25 protein-coding genes and 1 pseudogene are annotated in these 26,114 nt (G+C 69.1%); 15 read left to right on the top strand and 11 right to left on the bottom strand.

Translation table 11 applies throughout. The annotated features are described in order from the left end of the window. Positions 1 to 588 precede the first annotated feature (588 nt). Both BOQ63_RS25990 and BOQ63_RS25985 read left to right on the top strand, forming a co-directional pair. Positions 589 to 1,587, top strand: a complete 999-nt coding sequence (locus BOQ63_RS25990) for an SMODS domain-containing nucleotidyltransferase (protein ID WP_072655059.1) — start codon at positions 589 to 591, stop codon at positions 1,585 to 1,587. Beyond that, a complete protein-coding gene (locus tag BOQ63_RS25985) occupies positions 1,584 to 3,263 on the top strand; it encodes an IS5 family transposase (protein WP_223886046.1) in 1,680 nt (559 codons plus the stop codon). Before BOQ63_RS25990 ends, BOQ63_RS25985 begins: the two co-directional genes overlap by 4 nt. Before the next feature lie 217 nt (positions 3,264 to 3,480). On the opposite strand, the gene BOQ63_RS25980 is transcribed toward BOQ63_RS25985, so the two are convergent. Both BOQ63_RS25980 and BOQ63_RS25975 read right to left on the bottom strand, forming a co-directional pair. After that, complete coding sequence (locus BOQ63_RS25980) at positions 3,481 to 3,720, bottom strand: hypothetical protein (protein ID WP_079183758.1); 240 nt, start codon at positions 3,718 to 3,720, stop codon at positions 3,481 to 3,483. Positions 3,721 to 3,811: 91 nt separating this feature from the next. Next, positions 3,812 to 4,333, bottom strand: a pseudogene (locus BOQ63_RS25975) (tyrosine-type recombinase/integrase); the annotation flags it as partial. Between the two features lie 39 nt (positions 4,334 to 4,372). Here BOQ63_RS25975 and BOQ63_RS25970 point away from each other — a divergent pair. From BOQ63_RS25970 to BOQ63_RS25955, 4 genes are all read left to right on the top strand, one after another. Further along, a complete protein-coding gene (locus tag BOQ63_RS25970) occupies positions 4,373 to 5,218 on the top strand; it encodes a hypothetical protein (RefSeq protein ID WP_072655057.1) in 846 nt (281 codons plus the stop codon). After that, entirely contained in the window at positions 5,215 to 5,742 is a 528-nt protein-coding gene (locus BOQ63_RS25965; RefSeq protein ID WP_072655056.1) for a hypothetical protein, read from the top strand. Before BOQ63_RS25970 ends, BOQ63_RS25965 begins: the two co-directional genes overlap by 4 nt. A gap of 104 nt (positions 5,743 to 5,846) precedes the next feature. Continuing rightward, entirely contained in the window at positions 5,847 to 6,569 is a 723-nt protein-coding gene (locus BOQ63_RS25960) for a hypothetical protein (protein WP_072655055.1), read from the top strand. A 131-nt stretch (positions 6,570 to 6,700) separates the two neighbouring features. Beyond that, a complete protein-coding gene (locus BOQ63_RS25955) occupies positions 6,701 to 7,030 on the top strand; it encodes a hypothetical protein (protein WP_072655054.1) in 330 nt (109 codons plus the stop codon). A 52-nt stretch (positions 7,031 to 7,082) separates the two neighbouring features. On the opposite strand, the gene BOQ63_RS25950 is transcribed toward BOQ63_RS25955, so the two are convergent. Then, positions 7,083 to 8,438: an NsdA family TPR-like regulatory protein gene (locus tag BOQ63_RS25950; protein WP_072655053.1), complete on the bottom strand. Its 1,356-nt coding sequence runs from the start codon at positions 8,436 to 8,438 to the stop codon at positions 7,083 to 7,085. 125 nt (positions 8,439 to 8,563) lie between these two features. On the opposite strand from BOQ63_RS25950, the gene BOQ63_RS25945 reads away from it, so the two are divergent. From BOQ63_RS25945 to BOQ63_RS25935, 3 genes are read left to right on the top strand one after another with little or no spacing between them, the layout of a single operon-like run. After that, on the top strand, positions 8,564 to 9,616 hold the full coding sequence (locus BOQ63_RS25945) for an NAD-dependent epimerase/dehydratase family protein (protein WP_072655052.1): 1,053 nt from the start codon (positions 8,564 to 8,566) through the stop codon (positions 9,614 to 9,616). Between the two features lie 20 nt (positions 9,617 to 9,636). Further along, positions 9,637 to 10,692, top strand: a complete 1,056-nt coding sequence (locus tag BOQ63_RS25940; protein WP_072655051.1) for an NAD-dependent epimerase/dehydratase family protein — start codon at positions 9,637 to 9,639, stop codon at positions 10,690 to 10,692. After that, on the top strand, positions 10,689 to 11,828 hold the full coding sequence (locus BOQ63_RS25935; protein WP_223886045.1) for a DegT/DnrJ/EryC1/StrS family aminotransferase: 1,140 nt from the start codon (positions 10,689 to 10,691) through the stop codon (positions 11,826 to 11,828). Before BOQ63_RS25940 ends, BOQ63_RS25935 begins: the two co-directional genes overlap by 4 nt. Positions 11,829 to 11,852: 24 nt before the next feature. Here the strand turns inward: BOQ63_RS25935 and BOQ63_RS25930 are convergent, their stop codons facing one another. Then, positions 11,853 to 12,758 (bottom strand): glycosyltransferase family 2 protein, encoded by a 906-nt coding sequence (locus BOQ63_RS25930; RefSeq protein WP_435820390.1) that lies wholly within the window; start codon positions 12,756 to 12,758, stop codon positions 11,853 to 11,855. A 226-nt stretch (positions 12,759 to 12,984) separates the two neighbouring features. On the opposite strand from BOQ63_RS25930, the gene BOQ63_RS25925 reads away from it, so the two are divergent. Then, complete coding sequence (locus tag BOQ63_RS25925; RefSeq protein ID WP_360462769.1) at positions 12,985 to 13,503, top strand: hypothetical protein; 519 nt, start codon at positions 12,985 to 12,987, stop codon at positions 13,501 to 13,503. 9 nt (positions 13,504 to 13,512) lie between these two features. After that, positions 13,513 to 14,850: a hypothetical protein gene (locus BOQ63_RS25920; RefSeq protein ID WP_072655050.1), complete on the top strand. Its 1,338-nt coding sequence runs from the start codon at positions 13,513 to 13,515 to the stop codon at positions 14,848 to 14,850. A gap of 63 nt (positions 14,851 to 14,913) precedes the next feature. Here BOQ63_RS25920 and BOQ63_RS25915 read toward each other — a convergent pair whose 3' ends face one another. From BOQ63_RS25915 to BOQ63_RS25900, 4 genes are all read right to left on the bottom strand, one after another. Continuing rightward, positions 14,914 to 15,582, bottom strand: a complete 669-nt coding sequence (locus tag BOQ63_RS25915; protein ID WP_072655049.1) for a hypothetical protein — start codon at positions 15,580 to 15,582, stop codon at positions 14,914 to 14,916. Between the two features lie 153 nt (positions 15,583 to 15,735). Next, positions 15,736 to 16,560 (bottom strand): IS21-like element helper ATPase IstB, encoded by an 825-nt coding sequence (gene istB / locus BOQ63_RS25910; RefSeq protein ID WP_072652950.1) that lies wholly within the window; start codon positions 16,558 to 16,560, stop codon positions 15,736 to 15,738. Further along, entirely contained in the window at positions 16,560 to 17,828 is a 1,269-nt protein-coding gene (gene istA / locus BOQ63_RS25905; protein WP_072652949.1) for an IS21 family transposase, read from the bottom strand. The genes istB and istA overlap by 1 nt, the downstream gene beginning before the upstream one ends. Positions 17,829 to 17,889: 61 nt before the next feature. Next, positions 17,890 to 18,507, bottom strand: a complete 618-nt coding sequence (locus tag BOQ63_RS25900) for a hypothetical protein (RefSeq protein ID WP_143174777.1) — start codon at positions 18,505 to 18,507, stop codon at positions 17,890 to 17,892. 371 nt (positions 18,508 to 18,878) lie between these two features. On the opposite strand from BOQ63_RS25900, the gene BOQ63_RS25895 reads away from it, so the two are divergent. From BOQ63_RS25895 to BOQ63_RS25880, 4 genes are all read left to right on the top strand, one after another. Continuing rightward, positions 18,879 to 19,847, top strand: a complete 969-nt coding sequence (locus BOQ63_RS25895; RefSeq protein ID WP_072655047.1) for a hypothetical protein — start codon at positions 18,879 to 18,881, stop codon at positions 19,845 to 19,847. Between the two features lie 89 nt (positions 19,848 to 19,936). Continuing rightward, positions 19,937 to 20,767, top strand: coding sequence for a hypothetical protein (locus BOQ63_RS25890; RefSeq protein WP_072655046.1), 831 nt, complete (start codon positions 19,937 to 19,939; stop codon positions 20,765 to 20,767). 352 nt (positions 20,768 to 21,119) lie between these two features. Next, positions 21,120 to 21,641: a DUF4365 domain-containing protein gene (locus BOQ63_RS25885; RefSeq protein ID WP_072655045.1), complete on the top strand. Its 522-nt coding sequence runs from the start codon at positions 21,120 to 21,122 to the stop codon at positions 21,639 to 21,641. Next, positions 21,620 to 22,783 (top strand): hypothetical protein, encoded by a 1,164-nt coding sequence (locus tag BOQ63_RS25880; protein WP_072655044.1) that lies wholly within the window; start codon positions 21,620 to 21,622, stop codon positions 22,781 to 22,783. Before BOQ63_RS25885 ends, BOQ63_RS25880 begins: the two co-directional genes overlap by 22 nt. A gap of 48 nt (positions 22,784 to 22,831) precedes the next feature. Here the strand turns inward: BOQ63_RS25880 and BOQ63_RS25875 are convergent, their stop codons facing one another. The 3 genes from BOQ63_RS25875 to BOQ63_RS25865 all read right to left on the bottom strand — a co-directional run bounded on the left by BOQ63_RS25875 (position 22,832) and on the right by BOQ63_RS25865 (position 26,061). Then, positions 22,832 to 23,479: an SMI1/KNR4 family protein gene (locus BOQ63_RS25875; protein WP_072655043.1), complete on the bottom strand. Its 648-nt coding sequence runs from the start codon at positions 23,477 to 23,479 to the stop codon at positions 22,832 to 22,834. A 124-nt stretch (positions 23,480 to 23,603) separates the two neighbouring features. Beyond that, positions 23,604 to 24,206: a hypothetical protein gene (locus BOQ63_RS25870; protein WP_143174776.1), complete on the bottom strand. Its 603-nt coding sequence runs from the start codon at positions 24,204 to 24,206 to the stop codon at positions 23,604 to 23,606. Between the two features lie 397 nt (positions 24,207 to 24,603). After that, positions 24,604 to 26,061 (bottom strand): MFS transporter, encoded by a 1,458-nt coding sequence (locus BOQ63_RS25865; protein WP_030551595.1) that lies wholly within the window; start codon positions 26,059 to 26,061, stop codon positions 24,604 to 24,606. Between the last annotated feature and the right edge of the window lie 53 nt (positions 26,062 to 26,114).

Genomic DNA, 26,114 nt, shown 5'->3' with positions numbered 1-26,114 from the left:
ACGACCCGGCGAGAATGTTGCCTCAGCTGACGGCCATGGAGGGCTGCTGCACTGACGGCTATGTCAGCCAAACTGTCCATCAAATATGGCTCAGTCTGCGTGTCGCCCAAAAAGTGTTGCGCGACTATAGCTCTGTGTGTTGCTATTGCTACAGCAGAGAGTGAATGGCCCCTCTGCGCTTGAGGTGGGTCCTGCGCGGCGTGAGGCCGACGAAGCCACCTCGCGGGGCTGTACCGAGTGCATGCGCCTGGCAGTGAGCCGGGCACCGCTGGCTGGGCAGCACCTCCGGCAACACGCCGCGTGCGGGTACGGCACGCCGTGGTTGCTGATGCTGACGCCAACTCAATTCAGCACAACATCAAGTTCCCAGCGTCCGTGCTGACGGCGCCGGGCGCGCTCCTTTTAGGCAGAACGGGGTGCTGCAGGGCAGGCTCCGAGCCGCCCTCACACCCTCGGCCGGTGCGCCGGCGCGCTATCCCCAGGACAGTCATGCCCGCCCCCGTGAACAGGACGGCGCGCGGACTCTCGGATAGCTCACGTTCTGCCACTCCTGTTACACGCACTGCTTCACTCATGAAGGGACAGACCGTGCAACACGTCAACAGCTTCCGCGCCCTCCTGCGGGACACCGTCAACCTCAGCCAGACAAAGCTCGACCTCCTCGACAGCCGCGTCGAAGTCATCTACCAGGCGCTACGGAAGGACCCCGAACTCGGTCCCCTGGTCCTCGGCAAGAGACCCCAGGGGTCGTGGGCGCAGCGCACCATCATCAACCCCGTCGGTGACAAGGAGTTCGACGCCGACTTCATGCTGGACCTCGCCGAGGTGCCGGAATGGGCCGACAGCCCGGAGACCTACATCGACAAGGTCTACGCGGCCCTCCACCGGAACGGCACCTACAACGACATGCCCCACACTCGCAAGTGCCGCTGCGTGCAGCTGCGTTACGCCAACTCCATGCACGTCGACATCGTCCCGCACCTGTTCCTGGCGGACGGCCGGGAGGTGATCGTCAACCGGGACGACAACTGCTGGGAGGAGACCAACCCCGACGGCTTCACCGCCTGGATGCGGGAGAAGGACGGCATCACGGACGGCAACCTCCGCAAGGTCATCCGGCTGATGAAGTTCCTGCGGGACCACAAGAACTCCTTCACCGGGACCCGCTCCATCATCCTCACCACCCTGCTCGGCGAACGCGTCAGCCAGGCCACGGCCCTGGCCCGCCCCGGCTGCTACGGGAACGTTCCCACCGCGCTGCTGACCATCGTCAACGACCTCGACACCTGGCTGCAGGCCCGCCCCTACAAGCCATCGATCGCCGACCCCTCCGGATCCGGAGCCACCTTCGACCACCGCTGGGACCAGACCACCTACGGCTACTTCCGGGCCCGCATCCACGCCCACGCTCAGGAGATCCGCGAGGCCTACGACGAGCAGGACCACGACAGGAGCGTGCGGCTGTGGCGGAACCTGTTCGGCGACTCCTTTCCCTCCCTGCCGGGCACCTCCTCCTCGTCGCTCGCCCCCAAGTTCGCCGCGGCATCGCTGCTCACCACGGCCACGCGCACCGGGCGCGCGGGATGACCAAGCGCAGGCCGCGCCCCGACGGCCCCAACGACTGGCAGCGCCTGCAGCTGGCCGAACTCAAGGCGCTCGCGGACAAGCACCCCGGGGAGGTGCGGGTGCTCGGCGGGCCCCGCACCGCCCCCGGCGGGCGGGTGGCTGTCACCATCCACATCCGCACCGCGGACATGCCGCGCTCGCCGGGTGGCCTGCGCCTCGCCGACACCGAGGAGTTCCTGCTCGCCCTCCCGCCCATACCCCTGGCCCCGCCCGAAGTGCAGACCTTGGACTACCGGTTCGCCAGCACACCGCATGTCCTGCAGGGAAACCGACTGTGCCTCTACCTCGACCCAGCCCGCGAATGGGACCCCCTCGCCGGCATCTCCTCCGTCATGAGCCGCTTGTGGCAATGGCTCACTGACGCGGCCGCCGGAGAGTTCGACGCTGGCACGGCGCTTTACCATGCCGTCGGCGGCGTCCTCCACAGCACACCGGGCACTCCCACCGTCGTCGTGCGCGAGCCGGTGGCGCACGCCCGCGCTGCGGTCGGCTGGCTCACCCCGCGCACCGCCCATCGCCTCGACCTGAGCAGCCGCGCCCAGGGCCGCGACAGTCTCCGGGCCCCGATCCTGACGCTGGAGCACTCGCTGCCCCTAGGCGCTGGCGAGACCCTGGCGCACCTGATGACGCTCATCGACGCCGGCCCCACCGGCACGCCCCGCCCGGCACCCCCGCCCGGCGCCGTTTCCCGGGCCCTGGTGTCCCACTGTGGCGTGCTTGCTCCGTCCGCGTCCAGCTCCGGCATGTCGTGCGATTGCCTCGCACACCTGCTCGGGAATGCCGCCGACCAGCCGGACCGGGCCCGCCGCTACGGCTCCGACCTCACCGACGCGGAGTGGGTGGTCGTCCGGCCGCTGCTGCCGGTCCCGGCCTGGATGAACGGGCAAGGGGGCCGCCCGGAGGGCTTCTGCCACCGCCAGATGCTCGACGCGGTGCGCTACCTGGTCGCCGAGGGTGTGCGCTGGGCCAGCCTGCCCGCCGACTTCCCCAAGTGGCGGGCCGTCTACCGGTTCTTCCGCCGCTGGCGCGACAACCACCTCATCAAGGAACTCTACGGCCGACTGCGCAAGATACTGCGAGAGTTGGCCGGCAAGAAGGAGGCACCCACCGCCGCGATCATCGACTCGCAGTCGGTCAAGGCCGATGCCACCGTCGGCGCGGCCACCCGCGGCTACGACGCCGGGAAGAAAATCAACGGCCGCAAGCGACACATCGCCGTGGACACCCTGGGCCTGCTGCTGGTGGTGATCGTCACCGCCGCGTCGGTCAAGGACAACGACGCCGGCCGTGACCTCCTTGAACAACTGCGCGCCGAACACCACCGCATCGCCCTGGTCTGGGCCGACGGCGGCTACGCAGGATGGCTGATCGCCTTCGCCCACGCGGTCCTGGCCCTCGCGCTGACCGTCGTCAAGCGCGGCGACGACGCCAAGGGGTTCGTGGTGCTGCCACGCCGCTGGGTCGTGGAGCGCAGTTTCTCCCACCTGATCCGAGCCCGGCGCCTGGTCCGGGACTACGAGACCCGCATCGACAGCGCCGAGGCGATGGCCTGGTGGGCCGCGAGCATCCCGGCCACCCGCCGCCTGGCCCGCTCCGGCGCCCCGGCACCCCGCCGCCTCAAGCCGCCCGCGGCCTGAACAGTCCCGGCCGCCCCTCGCTCAACCAGCCCCGCTCCGCCAGCCGCTTCGCCCGAAACCGGGCCGCCTGCTCCCTCGCGTCACTCGCAGGCCAACCCAGATCCTCGCGCATCGCCCGAGCCCGCACCCCGTCCCCACCACCGGCCGCATCGCGCTCGACCAGGGCCACGATCCGCGCACAGTCGGGCGAAAGCGCATGGATCCCCAACCCTTCGCTCTAGAAGGGCACTTCGACCCGCGGCCCGGCCACGCCCACAACCGGCTCCACCACCGGGGCCTCATCGGCCAACTCGCCCAAGGCAGCGACGGTCTCCTCCCGGGCGATGACCGCGCGCCGCGCGGCCTCATCCGCCTCGGCCACGGCGGCCTGAAGCCCCTCCAACTCGGCCCGCAGTTCCTCCGCCCGGGCCAGCGCCACCCGCTCGCGCCTCTCCAGCACTCCCAGCACCGACGGCATCCGCCACCTCCGACCACGCCCCGCACCGACACGACGCTCCGAGCTTGCCTACCGAGTGGCGGCCACACACCTCACCTGGGAAAACGTGACCCTACCTTCGGTTTGGGAATCGCTTCTGAGAGCACACGCCTCCGGAGGCGCGCTCGTGTCGACTGCCGGGACCCGACTCGGCTGCCCCAAGAAGAAAGTCGTCAGTGGCGGAGCGACTACGGCCCTCACTGCTCGGCATGAGGTGAGTGTACGTCCGGAGCGTGAAGCCGGGGTCGGAGTGGCCGAGGTAGACGGCGAGGGCCTTGATGCTGGTGCCGCCTTCGAGCTGGGCCGAGGCGTACGTGTGGCGGAGGGCGTGCATCCCGTCGTCCGGTGCCGCCTCGAAGTACTGCGAGCCGCTCGTGCGCGGGGGAATCACGCTGGCGTTTACCAGCGCCCGCTTCCAGATGCCCTGGTTGAAGACACTCCGGTTGTGCGGCTTCCCCTTGGCGTCCACGAACAGCAGACGAAGGGTCTTCGACTTGCCGTCCGGAGTGTGCCAGGGCAGCGTGACGGGCGTCGTCCCGAACCGCTCCAGGTGAGCGCGGAGCGCCTTGGCCGTGCCCGGCGACAGCGGGACCGAGCCACCGACACCGAGTGGGCCGCCATCGCCCGGCGCATCGTGCACGCCACCGGCATCGCCCCCAAGGGCGACACCAAAGCGTGCCGCTGGGTCGCGGTGCGGCACAACGCCGACCACATCCACATCGTCGCCACCCTGATGCGCCAGGACGGCCGCACGCCCGACAACGGCCGCGACTTCACCCGCGCCCAACGCGAGGCCCGCCAGATCGAAATCGACTACGCCCTTCGGCGGGTCCGGTCGGGTGATGGCACCGCTGCCAAGCGGCCCACCCAGGCCGAACAGCACCGCGCCAAGCGACTCGGCCAGGCCACCACCACCCGTGAACAACTGCGCACCAAGGTCCGCCTCGCTGTTGCCGCCTCCAGTACCGAGGAGCAGTTCTTCCTCGCCCTCGACCAGTTCGGCGTCCTGTTCAAGGAGAGCCTGCTGCCGTCCGGCGACGTGAAGGGCTACAGCGTCACCCTGCCCGGCGAGACCGCATGGTTCAGCGGCAGCAACCTCGCCCCCGACCTCTCCCTGCCCAAGATCCGCCAACGTCTCGCGGCCATCGATCCCCTCTCCCGCAAGCTCACGCCTACTGCGGCCTGGAAGCAGGCCGTCCGCACCACCGAGACCATCCCGAACGCCCTGCGCACCGGCAACGACGAGGCCGCCAGGCCCACATCGCCGCCCTGGGCGAACTCCTCGACGTCACCGCCGCCCTCAGCCCACCCGCGCACCGCGCCCGGCTCCACCACGCCGCCGAGGTCTTCGAACGTGCCAACCGCTCCCGCATCAAACCCCAGCACCGCAAGGCCAATGCTCTGCACCGCGCCACCCGCGGACTGCTCTACACCAGCGGCACCAAGGACGGTGAAACCCTCGCTCTCATCCTCTTCGTGATCGCCGTCGCGGTGATCGCCGCCGCTGAATGGCACGCCCAGCGTGGCCATCAGCAGCAGGCCGAAGCCGCCTGGCAGACCGGCGTGCACCTGCACACCGCCTACCAGCGGGCAGCCGCCCAGCCCCTCGCGGACCTCTCCCAAGGCACCCCCGACACCCACACCCTCACCCGCTACCAGCACACCGTCCAGGCCCTGTTGCCCGACCACGCCACGCGCATCACCACCGACCCCGCCTGGCCCGCCCTCGCCACCGTCCTGGCCGACGCCGAACACGCCGGCCACGACACCGCCGAGATCCTCGGCCAGGCCGCCCAACCGCACAACCTCGCGGACGCCAACTCCCCGGCCCAGATACTCCTGTGGTCGGTCCGGACCCGCACCCGCAAGGCCACCGCCGACGACCGCACCACCGCCGCCCGGACCAAGACCGCCACCGCACGCACCACCGCGACGACCCTCGCCGCCACGCCGACCTCGCCGGCCACCGACAGGGCCGCTCACGATCCCACCCGCCGACACTGACCCCGGCCAGGAGAAGCCCCTGCCCCGCGCCCCGCCCAACGGCACAAACCCCCAGCCCAGCCGCCACCGGCCACCAACCCACCACTTCAAGGACCTTCACCACTTTGACTGAGCCCACCTGCCGCCTCGACGTCTTCAAGCTCCTCAACAACGCCGACTTCATCTACCGGCCCGACACCAACACCTGGTCCCACCACGACGGACGCCCCTTCACCGACGCCGAGCAGGCCATGGCCCACGACGCCACTGACGTGGAGCTCGAAACCCTCTCCTCCACGCGGAAGATCGGGCTCGACCACGGCCTCGGCGACCCTGCTCACGCCCTGCGCATCCTCATGTACCGGTACTCGATCAAGCTCCCCAACGGCACCACCGACGAAGACATCGTCGCGGCCATGACCGACAAGGACCGCACCGAATACCAGCGCCTGCGCACCCTGATCCGCACCGGCATCCGCCCCGAGGTCGTCACCCTGCTGCTCGACGCCGACCTCCCGGCCTACCTCGACACCAACACCTGGACCCACCACGACGGGCAGCCCTTCACCAAGCAGGAGAAGTCCCTCGCGTGCAGCTGCACCCTCAAGGAGATGGAGGCCGTCCTCGCGCAGATACAGCTCGAACTCGACTTCAAGCAGGAGCGGGAAGCCGACGCCCCCCGCGCCTTCTGCGCCCTGATGGACAAGTACTTCGGCGACGTCCCCGACGGCACCCTGATCCACGACCCCGCCTCCCGCATGACAGAAGAGGACCGCATCGAGTACCTGCGCCTCCGCGACATCCTCGGCCCCGAGATGAGCATCATCACGGACCGCGACAAGGACTAACCCCCAGCCCTTGGCCGAACAACCACACGGTCAAGGTGTCGATGTGATGTCCATTCCGGCAGCCGGGAACCATCCCGGCCGCCGTACGTCTTGTGGTGCTTGCAACCGTCACCGACACGGAAGGGCACCGCATGACCGACTACGAACCCGCCTACCACCACCCCCGCCCCGAGCCCCACCGAGCCGTCATCCGCGCCGTCCCCCACCCCGGCGAACTCGACGCCCGCGGCATCCCCATCACCTGCCCGCAGTGCGCCGCGCGCCGCGACTGGCTCCTCCTGAACGTCCGCCACCAGGTCTTCGTCCGCTGTCGCTGCGCGGCCGAGTGGCACGAGCCCGACCTCACCCGCGCCTACTTCGACCAGCACTTCACCGAACCCGAACACGAATGGGATGACTTCGACAGCGCCATGAGGGCACTCGCGTTCGATGGCCTGCTGGCGGGCACCACTTGGGGCTGATGAGCGAAGCCACGCCGGCACGAGCACCGGGAAGCGGCGGACTCACCTGGCGTCACAGGGACACGAGTTCGCCAGCTCTCTGCGCGAGTTCGGATGCGCCAGGGATCCCTCGCCTGCTGTAGACGGCCATGGTCGAGCGCACCGTCTTCAGCTCCTTCCGGTTCCGGTCGGACGCCACGCCGTCCATGAGGTCCAGGCACTGATCCCAGAGGATCACGGCCTCCTCGTGGCGGTGCTGGGCGGCCACGGACTTGGCGAGGTTCGCGAGGGTCAGACCACGAACCCGCTGGTACGTCTCAGGGACGCGCCCCTCCAACGCCGCACGGTAGTGCCGTTCGGCGGCCTGGTGGTCCTTCATCTCGGTCAGGGTCTTACCCGTGTGCGATGCCACGGTGGCCGCCACTGGGCCGGAGGCGGCAGCGTAGGAGGGAACGCCGTCCTCGCAGGCGAGCATGGCGTCCTCGGCGGCCAGGAGCGCCCCCGCAGCGTCCTTGCTCTGGCCACTCGCTCCGTACGCCCGCGCGGCCGTCACCAGCAGCAGCGCTTCTGTCTTCCGGTCGACCTTCCCTTGGGCCCGCGACAGCGCGGCCTCGGCCAGTTCGACACAGTGCGTGGTCTGGTTCAGACCGAGGGCCTGGTGGGTGAGGGCTCGCATCATCCAGGCTCCGTGACCTGCGGGGTCGGACTCGCAGGCCAGCTGGTAGGCGAGGAGGTAGAACCTCTGTGCGGCGCCCTCGCGGCCGAGATCATGGCACTTCCACCCCACCAGGGTCGCCAGCTCAGCCGCCGCGCCGTACGCACTCCGGCGGACCTCCTCGGACGGGAACGTGGCCTGGAGCATCGGCACGACGGCGTCCGCCAGGTAGGACGACACAGTGGACAGCCCGTGGCCGCCGCCCAGCCTCTCATCGGCGGTCCGGAACATCTCGGTGAGCTGCCGGACGGTGGAGACCTCTTCAGCTCCGACCCTGCGACCGCCCTTCGCGGTTCGCAGAGCGGCGGCGACGGCCTGGTGGTCGTAGACGAGCGGGAGCCCGACGGCGGCGGTGCCAAAGGCGAGGGCGAGGAAGTCGCGACGGTGGAACATGACAAGTCTCCCGAGATCGGCAGCGGTTGCCAGAGGATCAGGGGTCATGACCTCCCCGATTGCGGCGAAGCCTAGACCGATCTCGGCGGCCGTCACCTTCCGCTTCACCATTCTGGTCAAAGCCTCGGCAAGGTAGGTCGCGGTTCTGCCAGTTGGGGTGCCGCCCCGGACCCAGGAGAGCACGGCCGACCGTGAAGTGTGCAGGGTCTCGCCGGCCTCCGCGGCGACGGTGCGGACCGTTCTGGCCAGGGCTTCGTACGTACACCCGGCTTCCTCGATGACGCTCGCCAGCTGCCGGTTGGGCTCCTTATGCCCAGTCAACTCGCACCCCCAGACCTGATCTTGAACAGATTGAACGGGATGAGCGGGCCATCACCGTACCGCCTGGACGTGGCCGACTGTTCACTGAGTGCACAACCCCGCACTTCAGAGGAGGTCGATGCCTCATGGCCGACGTGTACTTCGACCCGCGCCTGCGCGACTTGGCCGGGGCCAGCGTGCTGGTCACCGGGGGCGGTGGCCTGGTCGGCAGCCGCATCGTCGCCCAGCTCGCCGCCTGCGGAGCCAAGCCGATCGTCCTGGACAGGTTCGACGCCTACCCGCACCCGGTGCGCGATCTGTTCCGGGTGGACCAGCACGGCGCCCGGGTCGTCCTCGGGGACGTGCGCGAACGGTCCACCGTGAAGTGGCTCGCAGGCCAAACGGACTACGTGATCCACGCCGCCGCATACGCCGACGTCGCCGCCTGCACCCGCCGGCCCGACACCGCCTTCGCCGCCAACGTGCACGGCACCCAGACCGTCCTGGACGCGGTGATGGAGTCGTCAGTGAAGCGGCTGGTGTTCGTGTCCTCCGCCTCCGTCTACGGCGACGGCATCCCCACGGAGGACGGTGTGGCGCGCTTCACCGAGGACCAGCCGCTGACCCCGATCTCGGTGTACGCCAACACGAAGCTGTGGGGCGAGCACCAGGTGCGCCTGATGCTCGGCGGCAGCGGCACCGAGTACTCGATCGTCCGGTACTTCTCCGTCTACGGCGACCCGCAGATCCCCAAGCCCGGCTCGCACTCCTGGATGGTCCCGTGGCTGGCCCTGTCCGCGCACACGCGCAAGCCGATGCGGCTCAACGGCGGCGGCCACCAGGTGCGCGACATGGTCCACGTCGAGGACATCGCGCACGCCACGATCCTCGCCCTCGTCGCCGGCCAGGCCACCGGACAGACCATCAACATCGGCACCGGCATCCCCACCTCGGTCCGGCGGATCGCCGAGCTGGTCGCCGCCCACTACCCCCGCGCCGCTTTCGTCGAGACACCCATGCCCGAGGGCGACCCGCGCGGAGGTTACGCCGACACCCGCAGGGCCGCCGACCTGCTCGGCTGGCGCCCCGCTATCACCCTCACCGAGGGCATCGACCGCTACGTGAACTGGCTCCGCACCACGCCGGACGCTGTCCCGGACTGGTTCACCACCCCGACCACCGCCACTCTGGCCGCCTGAACGAAGGGACCACCACCGCCATGCGCGTCGTGCTTCTCGGCGGAGCCGGATACATCGGCTCCGTCGCCTCCCACCACCTCGTCTCCCTCGGCCACCACGTCACCGTCGTGGACGGCCTGATCTACAACCGCCGGGACGACCCGAGCCAGCTCCTGCCCAACGCCGCCACGTTCGTCGGCGGGGACCTGCGCGACCCCGACCTGCTGGTTGAGGTCTGCGACGGCGCGGACGCCGTCGTGCACCTCGGCGGGATCGTCGGCGAACCGGCCTGCCAGCTGGACGAGGAGCTGGCCGTGGAACTGAACTACGCCGCCCCGATGATCGCCGCCGAGGCCGCAGCCGGCGCTGGCGTCGGCCAGTACGTGTTCTTCTCCTCCTGCAGCGTCTACGGCAAGCACGAAGGCACCGTGGACGAGGACACCGAGCCGAACCCGCTGGGCATCTACGCCAGGACCAAGGTCCTCGCCGAACGACGCCTGCCCGATGTACTCGCCGGAGTCAGCAAGTTCGCGACCCTTCGGCTGGCAACCGTCCACGGCTCCTCGCCCCGCCAGCGTCTGGACTCCGTCGTCAACTCCATGGCCTCCCGGGCCGTCGCCACCGGCCGCATCCCGCTCAACGGCGGCGCACAGCGCCGCCCCCTCGTCCACGTCGGTGACGTCGCCGAAGTCCTCGCCGGCGTCCTGGACAACAAGCTGACCGGGGCGTGGAACGTCGGCAGCGACCAGGAGAACCACACCATCGCCGACATCGCCGAGACCGTCGCTGCCATCGTGCCCGGCTCGAAGATCCAGCGCGGGCCGGAGCGGGACGAAGCCGACGCCCGCGACTACCGGGTCAGCTTCACCCGGCTCCAGCACCACATGCCCGGGGCGTGCTCCACCGCTCTCAAGGACGGCGTGCAGGAGATCGCCGACCTCCTCGCGGCCCGCACGATCACGGACCCGAACCAGCCCCAGTACGACAACCACCGGGGCCTAGTGGCGGCCTTCACCGCCGGCAAGGTGCGATCCCTGCGCTCCCTCGCGTGCCAGCGGTACCAGGCCGAGTACACCGCCACCTGGGGGAAGCCGTGACGACCGCCGCACCGTTCCTGCCGTGGAACCGGCCGTCCATCGGGGGCGAGGAGGAGGCCGAGGTGATCCACACCCTGCGCTCGGGCTGGCTCACGCATGGCCCGAAGGCAACCCGGTTCGAGGAAGTCGTGAAGACCGCACTCGGAGCCGAGGACGCGTTCGCCGTCTCGTCGTGCACCGCCGCCCTGCACCTGGCCTTCCTCGCCGCCGGCATCAAGCCGGGGGACGAGGTGATCACCGCGAGTCTCACCTTCTGCGCGGCCCCGAACGCCATCGTCCAGTCCGGCGGCACACCCGTGTTCACCGAGGTCGATCCGGTCACGTTCAACATCGACCCCGAGGCGGCCGAGCAGGCGATCACCGCCAGGACGAAGGCCATCGTGGTCATGCATTACGGCGGCCACCCCTGCGACCTCCTGGCCTTCCGCAAGCTCGCCGACGACCACGGCCTGGTCCTGATCGAGGACGCCGCCCACGCTCTGCACGCCTCGCGCGATGGCCTGCGAGCGGGCAGCATCGGTGACCTGGCGGTGTTCTCCTTCTACGCCAACAAGGTCATGACCACCGGCGAGGGCGGGATGATCGCCGGCCGCGCGGACCTCGTCCAGGCCGCCCGCCTCCTCGGCCGACACGGCATCGACTCCTCCGTGTGGCAGCGCCACGGCAAGCGCCGCACCGCCGACTACGAGGTCACCGTGCCGGGCCTGAAGTACACCATGCCGGACATCACGGCCGCGGTCGGGATCCAGCAGTTCCAGAAGCTGCCGGACTTCACCGCCCGCCGAGCCCAGATCGCCGCCTCCTACGACCGCTCCCTCGCCGGCCTTCCGGGGCTGCGGCTGCCGACCGTCCTGGACGGCGTCCGGCACGGCTGGTTCCTCTACCCCGTCCTGATCGAACCGGTCGGCGGCCGGAGCCGCGACACGGTGGCCGACATGCTCCTCGACACCTATGGGATCGGTACCAGCGTGCACTTCAAGCCGGTCCACCGACTCGCCGCATACCGGTACATCGACTGCCACCTGCCCGTCACCGAGCAGATCGCTGCCCGGCAACTGTCCCTGCCGTGCTACCCGGCGATGACCAGCTCGGACGTGCAGCGCGTCATCGACGCCGTCCACGCCGTTTGGTCCTGACCCACAACTCCACGGGGCCGGCTGTCAGATGACCGGCGGCCGGCCCAGCCTGGTCATCCGCCACACCGTGCTCCACCGCATCGGCCGACGCGGAGGACACGGCGTCCGAACGCCCTCGAAGAACCCGGACCACCAAGCCTTGAGACCGGACAGCGGCGGCCGACGCACCACCGTGTACAGCGCCCAGGAGGTGAGGTAGATGGGCACCAGGACGGCAGGCAGGTGACGCTTCGCCAGCCACACCCGATTGCGTGCCGTCATCCGGTAGTAGGTCGCGTGCCGGGCCGGATCGGTGCGGGGATGCTGCAACACCAGGTCGGACCGGTAGTCGATCTCCCATCCGGCATCGAGCGCACGCCAGGCGAAGTCCGTCTCCTCGTGCGCGTAGAAGAACTCGGCAGGGAACAGGCCGACCTGGTCGATCACGCTCATGCGGATCGCGTGCCCGCCGCCCAGGAACGTGGTGACCGGACCAGACTGCAGCGGATCGCTCGCGCCGAAGCGGGGGACGTGGCGGCGCTGGGTGTACCCGGTCTCGTCCGCGATCCGGAAGGACACCACACCGAGGAGCGGGTTCTGTTCGAAGGCTTCCCGGATCAACCGGAAGGTGTCGGTTCGGGGAAGCAGACCGTCGTCGTCCAGGACCACCAGGACGTCGACACCGCCGAGTTCACGCAGCCGCTCGACGCCGGCATTCCGCCCTCCGGGGATGCCCAGGTTCTCGGGCAGCTCTACCGCATCCACCCACGCCGGCAGCTCGGGCAGGTGCACGCCCTGGCCGAGCACCACGGTGCGCGTGCTGCCGCCGCCCTCCTGGGCTTCGACCGAGTCCAGGAGCGCACGAAGCTCCTTCGGCCGGTTGCCCATCGTCAGCACCACCACGCCCAGCGTGACGCCCATCGCACCCGATCCCATCGAGGAACCCTTCATGATTTCGCCGACACCGGAAGCCGCCGACGTGCCGTTGCGCGTACTCGCCGAGACCCGCAGGCTCCCGGACCACCAGCACATGGACCAGCACACCCTGACCTGGATCGCCAGCAACCGGCCCGCCGGTCCCAGTGTCCCGGCCACGATGCCACACCGCCCCGCCCTGCTGGTACCCGATGCCTCATGGTTCGCCAGCCCGCCCGTGATCGACTCCATCCACGGCGCCATGCACAACGCCCGCGTCAGCCTTCTCGTCCAGTTCCTCGCCCAACATCATGAGCTCGTCCGTGATCAAGCCCTGGCCCTCGCCGCAGCAGCGGCCTGCCACGACTGCCGACGACACCACGACCGCAACGACCCCGGCCACGGCGAACGCGCCGCACGCTGGCTCGCCGGCAACCTCGACACCGTGGCCCGCACCTTCGGCCAGCCGGTCACCACCGAGACGATCACCGCCGTCGCCCTCCACGACGTCCCGCACGACGCCTTCACCGACACCCAGGCCAGCGCCTACCGGCAGAGCCCACACCTGGTGGACCTCCTCAAGGCGGCTGACGCACTCGACCGCTACCGACTGCCCCTTCGCCGCTGGTGGCCCGACCCGAGCCGCCTCCGCGTAGCCCTGCCGACGTGGCTCCCGCCGGTCGCGTTCGACCTGGTCGTGCACAGCGAGCAGGCAAGCCTCGACGGCGCCACTCACGGCGAAGCCCTGGAACACGCACTCCACACCGTGCTGCCCGAGTAGGAGGACCCGTTGCACGCCGACTGGGAATGCGCCCACACCAACTACAACGCGCCGGTCTCGCGCCCGTCACCCGCCGGGCTCGCGGAGAGCGAAGCCGACTGGACTCGCCGCCTTGAGGCGGAGACCCCGAACGGTTGGCTCCTGCGGGACAACGCCATGCTCCGCACCCTGGCCAGTGGCGCCCCGATCCGCCTGCTTCACCTGACCCGCGACCTGGGTGCCGTCCGCAGCAGCGGGCACCTCTACGCCTCCACAGGCTGCCTGGTCGGCGCCATCTATGGATCACCTCTCACACCAGAGGCTGGTGGCGCCTTCCGGCCCCACAACCTCGGCTCATACCTGCTGGAGAGCAGGGAGAACAGCACACCGCTGATCATCGAGGTCACCCCCAGCGCTCCGGTGCCCGCCAAGGGCATCGACTACCTGCGTCTCGGCGGCATCCACCTGAGGACGTACCAGGCGTACCGGCACTTCCTCACCGAGGCGGAGGACGACCAGGTGCTCCGGTCCGTCCTGGACCGCGTGCACGTCGCGGCCCCGTTCCTCGACACACTCCTGCGCAACGCGACCGGCGGCGCGGCGCCGGACGAGTCGTTCGTCGACACCCTCGCCGCCACGGTCCCGGTCTTCGCTTACCTCGGGTACCTCTACTTCGAGACCGTCGCCGAGTACTTGATGCTCCACTCCACCAGCCGGACGACCAAGGAGTACGCGCACAGAGGCGAGCTCAACAACCGCCTCTACAAGGAGCTCGCGTTCTCCGCAGTGCAGGGGATGGGAGTTCTCTTCGACCTCGGCCGCTTCGCGCCGAACTGCGCGCGGCTCGTCGAACTCGTCGAAAGCATCGAGGCCGGACTGGCATCCGGCCTGCCCAGCTACGTGCGGCGCCGGATGTCCCACCTGTTCGCCGCCACAGCCCTGGCGCCGGACCAGGACGCCTCCGCCCTCACCTTCAGTCGGGCGGACCTGGACACGCTGGCGGACGCCGCCCCTCATCTCTTCGGCCAGCTGATCTTCCGGGAGATCCGGATCGTCGACCGCTACCCACAGCTCTACCACTGCTTCGAACTGGCCAAGGCCCTGGAAGCGTGGAGCTACTGGAACTCCGAGCGCATCCCGACCCCGTTCAACGGCACCACCCCAAAGGGGGAGATCGGCATCAACCCGGCCTACCCGGACGCCAGCTTCGCGGTCTGGACGGCGGAGACATGCGAACGGGGACTCCTCCACCCGGTCGAACAGGTCGCTGCGGCGCCGGCCCCGCGCCTCGTGCCCTGGCTGGTCGCTCCCCTGCGGGACCGGAGGGATGAGGAGCGATGGGTGAAGCGGCACATGGCCCCGGCGTGATGGCTCCTGCCGGGCTGTCGAGCGGCTGGCGGAGCACCCGCAGCGGCTGCCACGTGCCAGAAGTCACCGGCACAACCCCACCGCCCATTCGAAATCCTTCACCAGCTCAGCCATTCCACGGTCGACCAACGCAACGGTCTCCGTCCATCCCCCCTGCGGCATGTCGGCGGCCGTCGCGCCGTACGGGAGATCGATCTCGGTCCAACGGCCGAGGATCATGTCTTCCGCCTTCGCCGCGAGATGCCCCGGCAGCAGTTCCTTCGCGATCGGTGTCCAACCGTGGCGCTTGTGAACACGCAGCCGGTCACTGTCCTCGTTGCAGATCCCGATTTTTCCAATGGCCATGGCCGCGTGGACGATCAGGTAAAGGTAACCGGGCTTGTTGGGGTCGAAGCCGTGCTGGGCACAGTTGCTACAGGGGGCCCGGCGCTTCTGGATGACCTTGTCCAGGGTCGGGCTCACTTCCTTGCCGCATGCGATGTGCTCGGACCGCCAGGGAGCCTTGACGCCTCCGGGGAAAGGGTCGAGCGGCTTCAGACCGGCGTCCTCCATGATCTTCACGGCGGTGTCGGGGTCGGTGGCCCGCTGCGCGCAGAACCTGCACTTGTGCTTTGTCTTCCGCGCGTTGGTCAGACTCGGGTCGACGATCTTCTTGCAGGTCCGGCAGCGGCTGCGCCATGGTTCATTGACACCTGGGTACGGGACCAACGGTTCGAGGCCGAGCGACAGCATCTCGGCGTGAGCTTCCTCCGGCGCTATGGGTGCAGTACCTGAGCAGTGGAAGCATGCCCCGTTGCCTCGGTAGACGACGCTTGTCGGCGGCGGCTGAACCGTGACCCACTTTGGACGGTTGAGTTCTGACCCTCGCGTCGTCGGTGGTCTTGTTCAGTCGTTGTCGGTGGTGCGGGTGCGGCCGAGTTCGCGGCCCCGCATGCGGTAGGACTCGCCCTTGAGGGAGTGGACCTCGGCGTGGTGGACGAGTCGGTCGATCATGGCGGCGGCGACGGTCTCGTCGCCGAAGACCTCTCCCCAGCGGCCGAAGGGCTTGTTCGAGGTGACGATCACACTGGCTCTTTCGTATCTGTTCGAGATGAGTTGGAAGAACAGGTTCGCGGCCTCGGCCTCGAACGGGATGTAGCCGACCTCGTCGATCACGATCAGCGGATAGCGGCCGAGCTTGACCAGTTCGTCCTGGAGCCGGCCGGCCTGGTGGGCGGCGGCGAGGCGGTCGACCCACTGGGAGGCGGTGGCGAACGCGACCCGGTGTCCGGCCTGGCAGGCCCGGATGGCCAGACCGGTGGCGAGGTGGGTCTTGCCGGTGCCCGGCGGCCCCAGGAAGATCGCGTTCTCCTTGGCCGCTATGAAGTCCAATGTTCCCAGATGGGACAGTTGTTGGCGCGTCAGGCCGCGCAGGTGGGTGACGTCCAGCTCTTCGATGGTCTTGATCGCGGGGAAGCGGGCAGCTCGGATGCGGCCCTCGCCTCCGTGGCTGTCGCGGGCGGAGACCTCGCGCTGCAGGCAGGCGACGAGGTATTCAAGGTGGGTCCAGGACTCGGCCTGGGCGCGTTCGGCCAGGCGCTCGGCGGCGTCCAGCAGGGCGGGGGCCTTCATGGCGCGGGCGAGGAAGGCCAGGTCGGCGGCGGTCTGCCGGCCGGTGCGGGCCGCCTCGCTATCAGGCTTGACCGCGTCGGTCGTGGTGGTGCGGGCCATCAGGCGCCCTCCTCCCTTCCGGCGCCGCCCTCGATGAGGGTGAACATGCGGTCGTAGGTGCCGAGTTCGCGTTGTTCGACCTCGATGCCGAGGCTGTCGGGGGCCAGGAGGGCGGTGCGGGCGGTGGCGACGCGGGCGGCCTGCTGGTGGATCACCTCGCCGCGCAGGAGGTCGGCCGCGGCGGCGTGTTCGGGGTCGGTCAGGCTCTGGTGTTTGGCCCAGCAGCGGGTGTGGCGGGCCACGATGTCGTTGCCGGCGATGACGGTGATCTCCTCGTTGTCGGCGCGGACCATGACGGTCTTGCCGATGGCGCGGGGGTGGACGGAGTAGTCGTTGGTGTCGACGCGGATGTAGTGGTCGCGGCCGATGCGGGTGTGGAAGCGCCACCAGTTGGGCGGGGCGACGGGTGGGATGGTGAGCATCGCGGCGCGGTCGCTCTCCCAGCGATCCACCGGACGGGCGTCGATCGAGCGGTGCCGGCGCCGGTTGGCGATCTGCAGCCAGGCGGTCAGCTGGGTGTTGAAGTCGGTGGGGCCGGTGAACGTGCGTCCGGGCAGGAAGCTGGTCTCCAGGTAGCCGTTCGCGCGCTCGACCAGGCCCTTCGCCTCCGGGTCGCGGGGCCGGCAGAGATGGATCCTGACCGCGAGCAGGCCGGCGAACGCGGCGAACTCGCTGGTCAGTTTGCCTTTGCCGACGCCCGCCTCGTTGTCCCAGACCAGCGTCTTCGGGACGGCTCCCCAAGCGGTGAGCAGGCGCCAGTGGCCGTCGATCAGGTCGCCCGTCTGGCGGGAGGGCAGCATTCTGGCGGTGATCACCCGCGAATACCCGCAGACGATCACCAGCACCGGCGGTCGGCCCGACTGGCCGTAGCCGAGCGGAATGTCCACGGCCGGGAACCACAGGTCACACTGGGCGAGCTCACCGGGCTGGTAGACCGTGCGGGAGACTGGATCGACGGGCAGGTAGGCCGGTCGCAGCTCGCGCACGCGTTCCTTGAGGATCGTCAGCCCGCGCTGCCAGCCGATCCGCTCGGCGATCACCGTGGCGGGCATCGTCGGGGTCTGCTTGAGCAGCTCGCGGATGGCCGGCTCGACCGCGTCCACGGCCGAGCCTTTCAGCGGGCGTTGGTAGACCGGCGGCCGGTCGGTGGCCAGGGCCCGTTTCACCGTGTTCTTCGAGATGCCCATGTGCCGGGCGATCGCCCGGATCGGCATCTCCTCGGCCCGGTGCAGTCGACGGATCTCAGCCCAGTCCTCCACGGGAATCACCCTCTCCTCCTGACCCTCGATGGGGATCAGGATGATCAGACGATCGCAAGAAGGGTCGGATCTACTCCGGTGGGTCCCGTTTCATCCGCCGTTCAGCGGTCACAATTCGCCCGTCGCCGAGAACGCTGCTGTACCAGACGCCGATCTCCTGCTTGCAGGTCTCGCAGCGACAGCGCCACTTCGCGTCAGTGCCGGGGAATGGCTCCAGTGGCTCGACACCAGCCCTGCGGATCTTCTCCACGGCGACTTCCGGTTTCACGCGGCGTTTCTCGGCCGCCGCCCGTGAGCTGGCTATCTGCCCGCAGATGAAACACGGTCCCTGCCCCTTGGTGACCACGCTGGAATAGGAGGACGTCGTCACGTGCCCGAGCGCCTGGCAGACGCCCGCCCAAGGCTTGTCGGCCCCGGGGTAGGGAATCTGTGGGTCAGTGCCGCGATCCCGCATCTCTTGCGCCCTGGCTATCGGGTCGATCTTCCTCAACTGCTGCCCCAAACGGAAAGTGTGATGGATCATCTGACGGTAGCGGGCACTTCTGACAATCGGGCTGGCGCTCTCGACCTGGCAGCGATCCGGCGGATGGAGGCGAAGCAGAGCGTGCTGGGCCTGTCCTCGCATGTCCTCGTCATCGCCGAGGCGCCGGGATTGGGGCCAAGGGGCGTGCGTGGTGAAGCTGGCCAAGACGAACGCCGCGATCCTCACCGTCTCTGGACGGGTCCGGCCTTGCCTCCGCGAGAGGGAGCGCGGCTGGGAAGCTCTGCTCTGAGCCAGGTCGCAAGGCTTGGCGAGAAGCCGGGCGTGAGCGGATCCTTCAGCTTGATCATGCTTCGAGGCAAGTCCGCTTCAGGCCGAGGACCCCACCTGTCGCCGCACATCCCACGGCCGAGCTGGGGGCAGCTACTGGCCAGACGCGAGTGTGATCAAGGCCGCTCGCCCGAGTCAGCGATCTTCGCGCCTCGTGTGTGCTACGGTCCGTGGTCCAAACCGAACATAGGCGACCCCGGCGGTGCTACCAACACCCCGGGGTCCGGCAACAGGAGTGCAACCTCCCGATGCGCGTCCATCGTACCGAACACGTACGTAGCTTCACCGTGCTGCCCAACGGCCTGCTGCAGGACCGTCGGCTCAGCTACACCGCCCGCGGCCTGCTCGTGGACCTCCTCTCGCGCCCGGACGGCTGGCGCGAGGACGGCCGGCACATGGCTGACACCAGCCCGCAGGGACGCGGGGCGATCCGCAAGGCCCTGAAGGAGCTGACCGAGGCCGGGTACTACCGGGTCGACGTCATCCGGATGCCCGATGGCACGGTCCGCTCGGAGGCCCACGTCTTCGACACCCCGCAGCTGGTGGTACCGGGTGTCCCCCGTCCGGTCTCCGGTGAGGCGACGACCGGCTCTGCTGGCGCCCCTCTTGTAAAGAACCGACACGAAGAACCTTCCCTCCCCGCCGAGCAGGCCGACCAGCCGTCGGCCCCCAACGGCAAGGCCGGGCGGCCTGACGGGCGGGAGGAGGGCCACAACACCGACAACACCGACCAGCAGCCTCCGGCACAGCCGGACGGGCAGATCCGCGAGGCGGTCGCGGCCCTGTTCCGAGTGATCCGCCCGGAGCCGCGCCTGCATATCGGCGAGGCCGAGGCGAGAGAGCTGGCGCCTCTGGTGGCCCAGTGGCTGGAGCGCGGCAGCACCGCTCGGGAGCTGGCCCAAGCCCTGCTGTCCGGCCTGCCCGAGACCGTGCACTCTGCCGCCGGAGTGCTCCGCAGCCGCCTGCAGCGCAAGATGCCGCCGGTGCAGGTCCCGAAGCGGCCCGCCAACCTCCGCTATGCCGAGTGTGCCAAGTGCCACGACCCGGTGCCGCAGCCGGGCATCTGCGCCGAGTGTGCCGGCCTCGGCGGGCGAAGGGTCCAGGTCGGGGGTGGAGCGGCCGTCGCGGCTGCCGGGGCCGCGCGTGTCCGGGCGGCCATGCTCGCCGCCAGGTCGACGCTGCGCGCGGGGGAACTCGCCGTAGCAGGCGCCAGGTAGGGCGGTGAGCGCTCCGGATCCGACCGCCCGACTGCCCCTGTGCCGCCTAGGATCAGCCGGGCAGAGCACAGACCCCGAGAGGAAAGCCGATGGCTGACGCGAGCAGCGTCCCCCGCGACGTCCAACGCCGCATTGACGAGGCCCGGGCCATGATGACCGAAGAGATCTTCGAGGGGATGCTCGCGAAGGCGGGAACCGACCCCGCCGACCTGGCCGCGCTGCTGGACGTCCTCGCGATCGGCATCACCAACGGCGCCTGGCGCAACAGCTGCGTCGAGAACTGGCACGCCGAGGGGCGCCTGTCCGACGGCGACATGATGCGGATCAACAGCCACACCACCCACGGCGTACGGCAGCGGCTTCGCGGATGGACGAAGGAATTCGGCATCACCACCAGCACCAGCGAAGGACTGGCGGGGCTCACCGTGGACGATGCCGACGCGCTCGGCTACCGGCTCTTCCGCTGGCTGACCAACCCCGGGCGGAAGCTCCCGACCGGTGCCACGCTCGCCGAGCTCGCACGGACCGAGGAAGAGCTCGACGAGTACGTGGAGCACGCCGACCAGAGCCTGCGCGGCTTCGTCGGGCAGATGGAGGACAAGGGCGTCCGCTTCGGCCTCCTATACACCGCCGGCCACGGTGCCCTGGCTTGCCAGCAGTGGTGGGGCCATCCGACCTGGTCGGCGCGCGTGGACCGGTTCGTGACCGTGCTCGACAACCCAGAAGATGACCACTGGGGCCCCGACGCCAAGCGCCGCGAGCGCCTGCTGCCCGAGCCGTCCGGCCTGCAGGACCGCAGTGCCCTGCGCGCGACGCTCCTGAAGGTGCCGTGGGAACTGGACGGCGCAACCGCCGAGTGGATCACGGACGCCGGCATCGGCTACCTGGTGCTGTCGACGGACGCGCCCCACACGAGCTGACAGGGCGTGCCTTCGCGGTGCCCCGCAAGGCATCCGGCTGTCCTTCCCCTCGGGGTGCAATTGGAACGCACTGGCTCCGAGCGGCACACGAAGATGCTCAACGGCGACCGCACCAGTCGGTGCACCGGGCATCTGGGTCCACGTTCCGCGCCGCTCGGACACGCCGCCACGCGATCCGAATCGCTGCCAGCATCCACGCAGACGAGCCTGAGCTGCGTCGGCGTCGTCGCGAAGCATGAGCCTGCTGGCTTACTGGCCTGTTGAAAGCCATGTGACGGAAAGGTAGCGGTCTCCGAACCGATTATTGCCAAGTCGCTGACAGAAGACGACAACGAGGCTCAAGATATCCGGCATGACTGTGCCGCTGCCGCGCGCGGAACCGGACCTCTCCAGCGTAGTGACTCTGAGTCAGAACGGCGCCAAAGGGCGCTACGGCGTCTCATATGTGCGTTCGATAGTGAGTCAGGCCGGCGTTGGCTTCACCGAAACCTCGCCTGACGAGGACGTCCTCGCGGTCGACGCAACGGTCGACTTCGCGCTCGCGCCGGCACGGATTCAGATCAAGTGCACGGCCGGGTTCTCGATCGCAGGCAAGAGCGCTACATGGCAATCGGAGCTCTACTGGCGGGAACAGTGGTCGCAGAGCCTGCTGCCGGTCTACTTCGTTCTTGTGATCTTGGACGTCGACGACCGCCCACAGTGGATCCACCACCACGAGACCGGCACCAATCATAGGGCGGCGGCATTCTGGGTAAGGGTGAACCAGACGGAGACAGGGGACAAGATCCGGATCCCGAAGTCTCAGCGGTTGACCGCTGATGTGCTGAGGCTCTGGCACCAGGAGGTGGAGGCATGCTTCACGCCAGCGGCATAGGCGGCCCTCCGGTGCGGATTCCAACGCTGCCCCAGTTGCGCGCCTACATGAAGCACACCGGGTGGTCGAGCCAACCACCCGGGGCCGGAGGCGCGATCTGGATCAAGGAGGAGGCCAAGATCGGGATCCCGGCCGTCTCCAAGAACGACCCTGTGATCGCGAGAGGTGTCCTGGAACGGCTCGCCACACACGAACGCATCCCCATGGCCGCTCTCGCACCCAAGGTTCGCTATCACCGGATGGATGTGACCCTCCTGCGGGCCGCGAACGATCACCGGATCACCGACACCATCCCGTTTGAAGCAGCGGCGACTGTGATCGGCTCTGCACGAAAGCTGCTGCGGGCCGCAGGAACCACCGCCTGGCACGAGCGGGGAGACATCGGGGGGAATTACGCACGTCGCGGGGACGAGGTCCTCAAGAAGGCCCGCATGGATCACACCCAGGAGGGCTCCTTCATCATCCCCTTGCTGGTTCCGCTCTCCGACCCGCCAGCGGTCCCAGAGGGACAGATGCCCTTGCCTGACATGGAGCTCTACACGGCGGCTCCTGAGCCGTTCGAACGACGAGTCACGAGGACTTTCGCACAATCGATCATGGCCGTGAAGGAGATCATCGTCGATCCGGAGGGAACTCCCTCTATCAGCGACCTCCACACCGTCGTCGAACGAGGCGTCAGCAGAGAGTTCTGTTCCGCCTTGGCCCAGATCCTGGCCGAGCCGGCAATCGGGGAGTTCGAAACGACCTTCGACTGGGCCGAATCGCTGCCCGGCCCGGCCACCATGCCCGACTCCGTCTCCATCGACGGTGATGCCCATCAGAAGATCGAAGACGCTGCTGCCATGCTCAAGAAGAGCCGCATCGACGCAGGGTCGACCTTCTCGGGAAGCATCATCGAGCTACGGCGACTGACCAAAGATCCCTTCGGTTACGTGACGATCTCCACCGTCCGCCGCGGACGTCTGTCCGACATCCGTGTTCGACTGCCGTTCGCCCACTACCAGGAGGCTGTGTCATGGCACCAGGCACAGCGAGCTGTGATCGTGGAAGGGGAGGTATCAGTGGGCACCGGGCGCCGGCTCGTGGTCGACAACCCGGTGAAGTGCCGACCAATCGATGAGTTCCAACCCACTCTTGCGTAGCCGACTAACCGGGACCTGTAGGACGCTGTGTGGCGCTTCTCGGCCCCCTCAGAGACCCAGTTCAACCCAGCCGGCGTCCGGGTAGTCGGTCTTGATCAGATCGACCATGAGATCCCAGAACGACGGGTAGCGGAAAACTCCGGGGTACCAACTGGCGAACGCCCACGCCTCCCACTCTCCCTGATCGTTGATGATCGCCGGGTTGAGCATCAGCAGCGCGCTGTCTCCCCAGTCGCTGATCTGCAGGGCCGTACGAAAGTGTTCCCGCCGCACGATGACACAGTCCTGGTCGTCGCCGTACCTGAGGTACTCGTCGTCAGGGATCGACGGAAGATCGTCGGCTGTGTCCTCACCCCAGGTCTGCGCCAGCTCGGGGTCAAGGTCCCTGAGCCAACCAACCTTCTCGGCGTTCAGGAGGGGGCCCTCCGTGTCGTTCACGTGGAGCCAGCCGTTGCTGGCCAGGAGGAACTGTCGATAGCTCGGCGGAAGCGTGGCTCCAAGGCGCTGTTCCAGGGCTGCGATGTCAGTCTCCGGGGCGCCGCCGGCGCCGAGCCAGCCACTCGCGTGCGCCCAATCCGGGAACCGCCGCTCCACGTCGCCCGCATCGGGCCCGAGCCACAGACCGCTCCACTCCTGCAGGAGCTCACGCCACGGGTACGAGACGGAGGCGCCGGATGTGCGCGAAAGGTCGGTCATGGGCCGCATCCTAGGGGTGGGCTACGACACGGAAGGACTGCCTTCGCAGTGCTCGGGCACGTCAGGCAGAAGCACGTCGGACGCCGTCGATCAACGCGGCGGCCGGCGAGCAGCAGAGCAGCGATCACCAGGCGGCCGCAGGGCCGATCCGTAGGTTGATCACGTCGTAGTGCGAGTAGGTGTTGATGTCGTCGCTGCGATGGAGGACGATCTGGAGCCCGTTGTGGTGCCAGACCTCCTGGCGGTCGCCCATGTCCGCGGGGATGACCTTGGACGGCTCGCCGAGTTCGGCCCTCAGCAGCGCGCCGAGCCTGTCGTACTCCGCGTGGAACTCGGCGCGAGGAGCGTCCGGGAACCGGACCCAGTCGGCGCTGAACTCTTCGTCCAGGTCGTCCTCCTCGTCGTCCACGTCGTCCGGCTCCGCGCCGAACGGCGGCCAGAAGAGAGCACACGGCAGCTGGATGAAGGAGGACTCCGGCCCACCGTCGACGGGCGGGTCACCCAGCTCGAGGCGCCAGCCGACCACATCTCCCGCCGCCTCACCGAAGAAGTGCGGCGCACACGGCCCGGCACCCCACTCGACGACTACGGCGCCAGCCTCGTCAGCCTCGGCCCAGCCGTACTCGAGGAAGGCACGCTCGATCTCGGCCTGGTCCCAGGTTCCCTCGGTCAGCCCCACCAGACGCCGGACCCACTCACCGTCAACCTGCAGAGTCTTCATCGCCACGAGGCGGACCATATCCGAGGTATATGACGCCCTGGTGGCAGCGGATCTCGCAGCCGCCGCAGGGCACATCCGGGGCACATGAGAGCCAAAAGTGCCACCGACCAGTGCGAACTACTGAAGGTAGTTTTGCCTGATCAGCGGCACTTTTCCGAGAAAACCCCAGCCCACGGGCTTACGGGAACCAATAGCTGCACGAGTGGCAGGACTTCGCCAACCGGCTGCACGAGGCCGGGCACCAGCTGTACTGCCTGGTCTGGCCGTAACGGGGAAGCACCGCGGGGGAACTCCATGACGTACGCCGGGCCGGCCACCGGAGCTCCCTCCCGCGGCCGGCCCGAAGTCGCGTACCCACTGCTGCCGTTGGACGCCGGGCGCCGTCACCACTGCTCAGGCTGAGTCAATTCCCCGGTTGTTCCATGGAGTTGACGTCCGGCCGGAGAACCGCCGCCGCCAGCACCAGCGCCACCGAGAGCAGTCCTGCGGCCACCGTGAAGGCGAGCCGGAAGCCTCCGGTGAGCGCCTCGGCCGCGGGATGCCCGGCGGCGGCCAGAGCTCCGGCGCGGCCGTCGGCGAGGGTGGTGAGCACCGCGACGCCGAGTGCGCCGCCGACCTGCTGGGTGGTGTTGAACAGACCCGAGGCGGTGCCCGCGTCCTGCGGCCCGGCGCCGGACATGCCGAGCACCGCGAGCGCGGACAGCACCAGGCCACCACCGCCGATCAGCAGCATGGTCGGCAGCAGGTGGACGGGGTAGTCGGCGTCGACCGGCAGCCGGGCCAGCAGCCCGAGCGCGACCACCAGCATCGCGAGGCCCACGAGCAGCACCGCGCGCTCGCCGTACCGGGCGCCCAACCGGGCGGAGAGCAGCAGCGACACCGCGCCGATGGCGACCGCGGCGGGCAGCATCGCGAGGCCGGTGGCGGCGGCGCCGTATCCGAGGACCTGCTGCAGGTAGAGGGCGACCAGGATCTGGAAGGCGAACATCCCGGAGATGGTCAGGAGCTGCACGGCGTTGGCACCCGAGACATTCCGGGAGCGGAACATCCGCAGCGGCAGCAGGGGGTGGGCGGCCCGGGCCTGGCGGAGCAGGAAGGCGGCCAGCAGGGCGAGCGAGAGCGCGCCGAGGCCGAGGGTGCGGGCCGAGGTCCAGCCGTGGGCGCCGGTGCCGACGATGGTGTAGATGCCGAGCATCAGGGCGGCGGTGATCAGCGCGGCGCCCAGGGCGTCGGCACCGGCCCGCAGGCCCGGGCCGTGGTCGGCCGCCAGCACCCGGACGGCCAGCAGGACGGCGGCGAGTCCGAGCGGCAGGTTGATGAGGAAGATCCAGTGCCAGCTTAGGGCCTGGGTGAGGACCCCGCCGAGGACCTGGCCGATCGAGGCGCCGGCCGCGCCGACGAAGCTGAAGGCGCCGATCGCGCGGCCGCGCTCGCCCGGCTCGGGGAAGAGCGTGACGACCATGCCGAGGCTGACCGAGGAGGCCATCGCGCCGCCGACGCCCTGGAGGAAGCGGGCGGCGATCAGCATCCCCTGCCCGGTGGCGACGGCGCAGAGCAGCGAGGCGGCGGTGAAGAGGGCGAGTCCGGCGACGAAGACGCGCTTGCGGCCGATCAGGTCGCCGAGCCGGCCGGCCAGCAGGAGCAGCCCGCCGAAGGCGATCAGGTAGGCGTTGACCGTCCAGGTGAGGTCGGCGGGCGAGAAGTGCAGGTCGTCCTGGATGGCGGGCAGCGCCACGGTGACGATCGAGCCGTCCAGGACGATCATCAGCATGCTGGCGCAGAGCACCGCGAGGGCCAGTGCGCGGGGGCGGGCGGGGGCCGCGGGCGCCGTGTCGGGCGCGGCCGGGGCGTGCGTGGTCATGGCGGGTCTCCCGGTTCGTCGAGTACCGGGAAGGAAGCTATCAGATTGTTTTG

The sequence above is a fragment of the Streptomyces viridifaciens genome, assembly GCF_001888885.2.
GTDB lineage: Bacteria > Actinomycetota > Actinomycetes > Streptomycetales > Streptomycetaceae > Kitasatospora > Kitasatospora aureofaciens.
This window is presented reverse-complemented; position numbering and strand designations above follow the sequence as displayed.

Coding starts and splice junctions, on each gene's coding strand:
- BOQ63_RS25895 (WP_072655047.1), top strand. CDS start 18,879: ATGCGCGTCCATCGTACCGAACACGTACGTAGCTTCACCGTGCTGCCC.
- BOQ63_RS25915 (WP_072655049.1), bottom strand. CDS start 15,582: ATGCTGTCGCTCGGCCTCGAACCGTTGGTCCCGTACCCAGGTGTCAAT.
- BOQ63_RS25890 (WP_072655046.1), top strand. CDS start 19,937: ATGGCTGACGCGAGCAGCGTCCCCCGCGACGTCCAACGCCGCATTGAC.
- BOQ63_RS25865 (WP_030551595.1), bottom strand. CDS start 26,061: ATGACCACGCACGCCCCGGCCGCGCCCGACACGGCGCCCGCGGCCCCC.
- BOQ63_RS25880 (WP_072655044.1), top strand. CDS start 21,620: ATGCTTCACGCCAGCGGCATAGGCGGCCCTCCGGTGCGGATTCCAACG.
- BOQ63_RS25925 (WP_360462769.1), top strand. CDS start 12,985: ATGCACAACGCCCGCGTCAGCCTTCTCGTCCAGTTCCTCGCCCAACAT.
- BOQ63_RS25945 (WP_072655052.1), top strand. CDS start 8,564: ATGGCCGACGTGTACTTCGACCCGCGCCTGCGCGACTTGGCCGGGGCC.
- BOQ63_RS25885 (WP_072655045.1), top strand. CDS start 21,120: ATGACTGTGCCGCTGCCGCGCGCGGAACCGGACCTCTCCAGCGTAGTG.
- istB (WP_072652950.1), bottom strand. CDS start 16,560: ATGGCCCGCACCACCACGACCGACGCGGTCAAGCCTGATAGCGAGGCG.
- BOQ63_RS25930 (WP_435820390.1), bottom strand. CDS start 12,758: ATGAAGGGTTCCTCGATGGGATCGGGTGCGATGGGCGTCACGCTGGGC.
- BOQ63_RS25875 (WP_072655043.1), bottom strand. CDS start 23,479: ATGACCGACCTTTCGCGCACATCCGGCGCCTCCGTCTCGTACCCGTGG.
- BOQ63_RS25980 (WP_079183758.1), bottom strand. CDS start 3,720: ATGCCGTCGGTGCTGGGAGTGCTGGAGAGGCGCGAGCGGGTGGCGCTG.
- BOQ63_RS25940 (WP_072655051.1), top strand. CDS start 9,637: ATGCGCGTCGTGCTTCTCGGCGGAGCCGGATACATCGGCTCCGTCGCC.
- BOQ63_RS25955 (WP_072655054.1), top strand. CDS start 6,701: ATGACCGACTACGAACCCGCCTACCACCACCCCCGCCCCGAGCCCCAC.
- BOQ63_RS25985 (WP_223886046.1), top strand. CDS start 1,584: ATGACCAAGCGCAGGCCGCGCCCCGACGGCCCCAACGACTGGCAGCGC.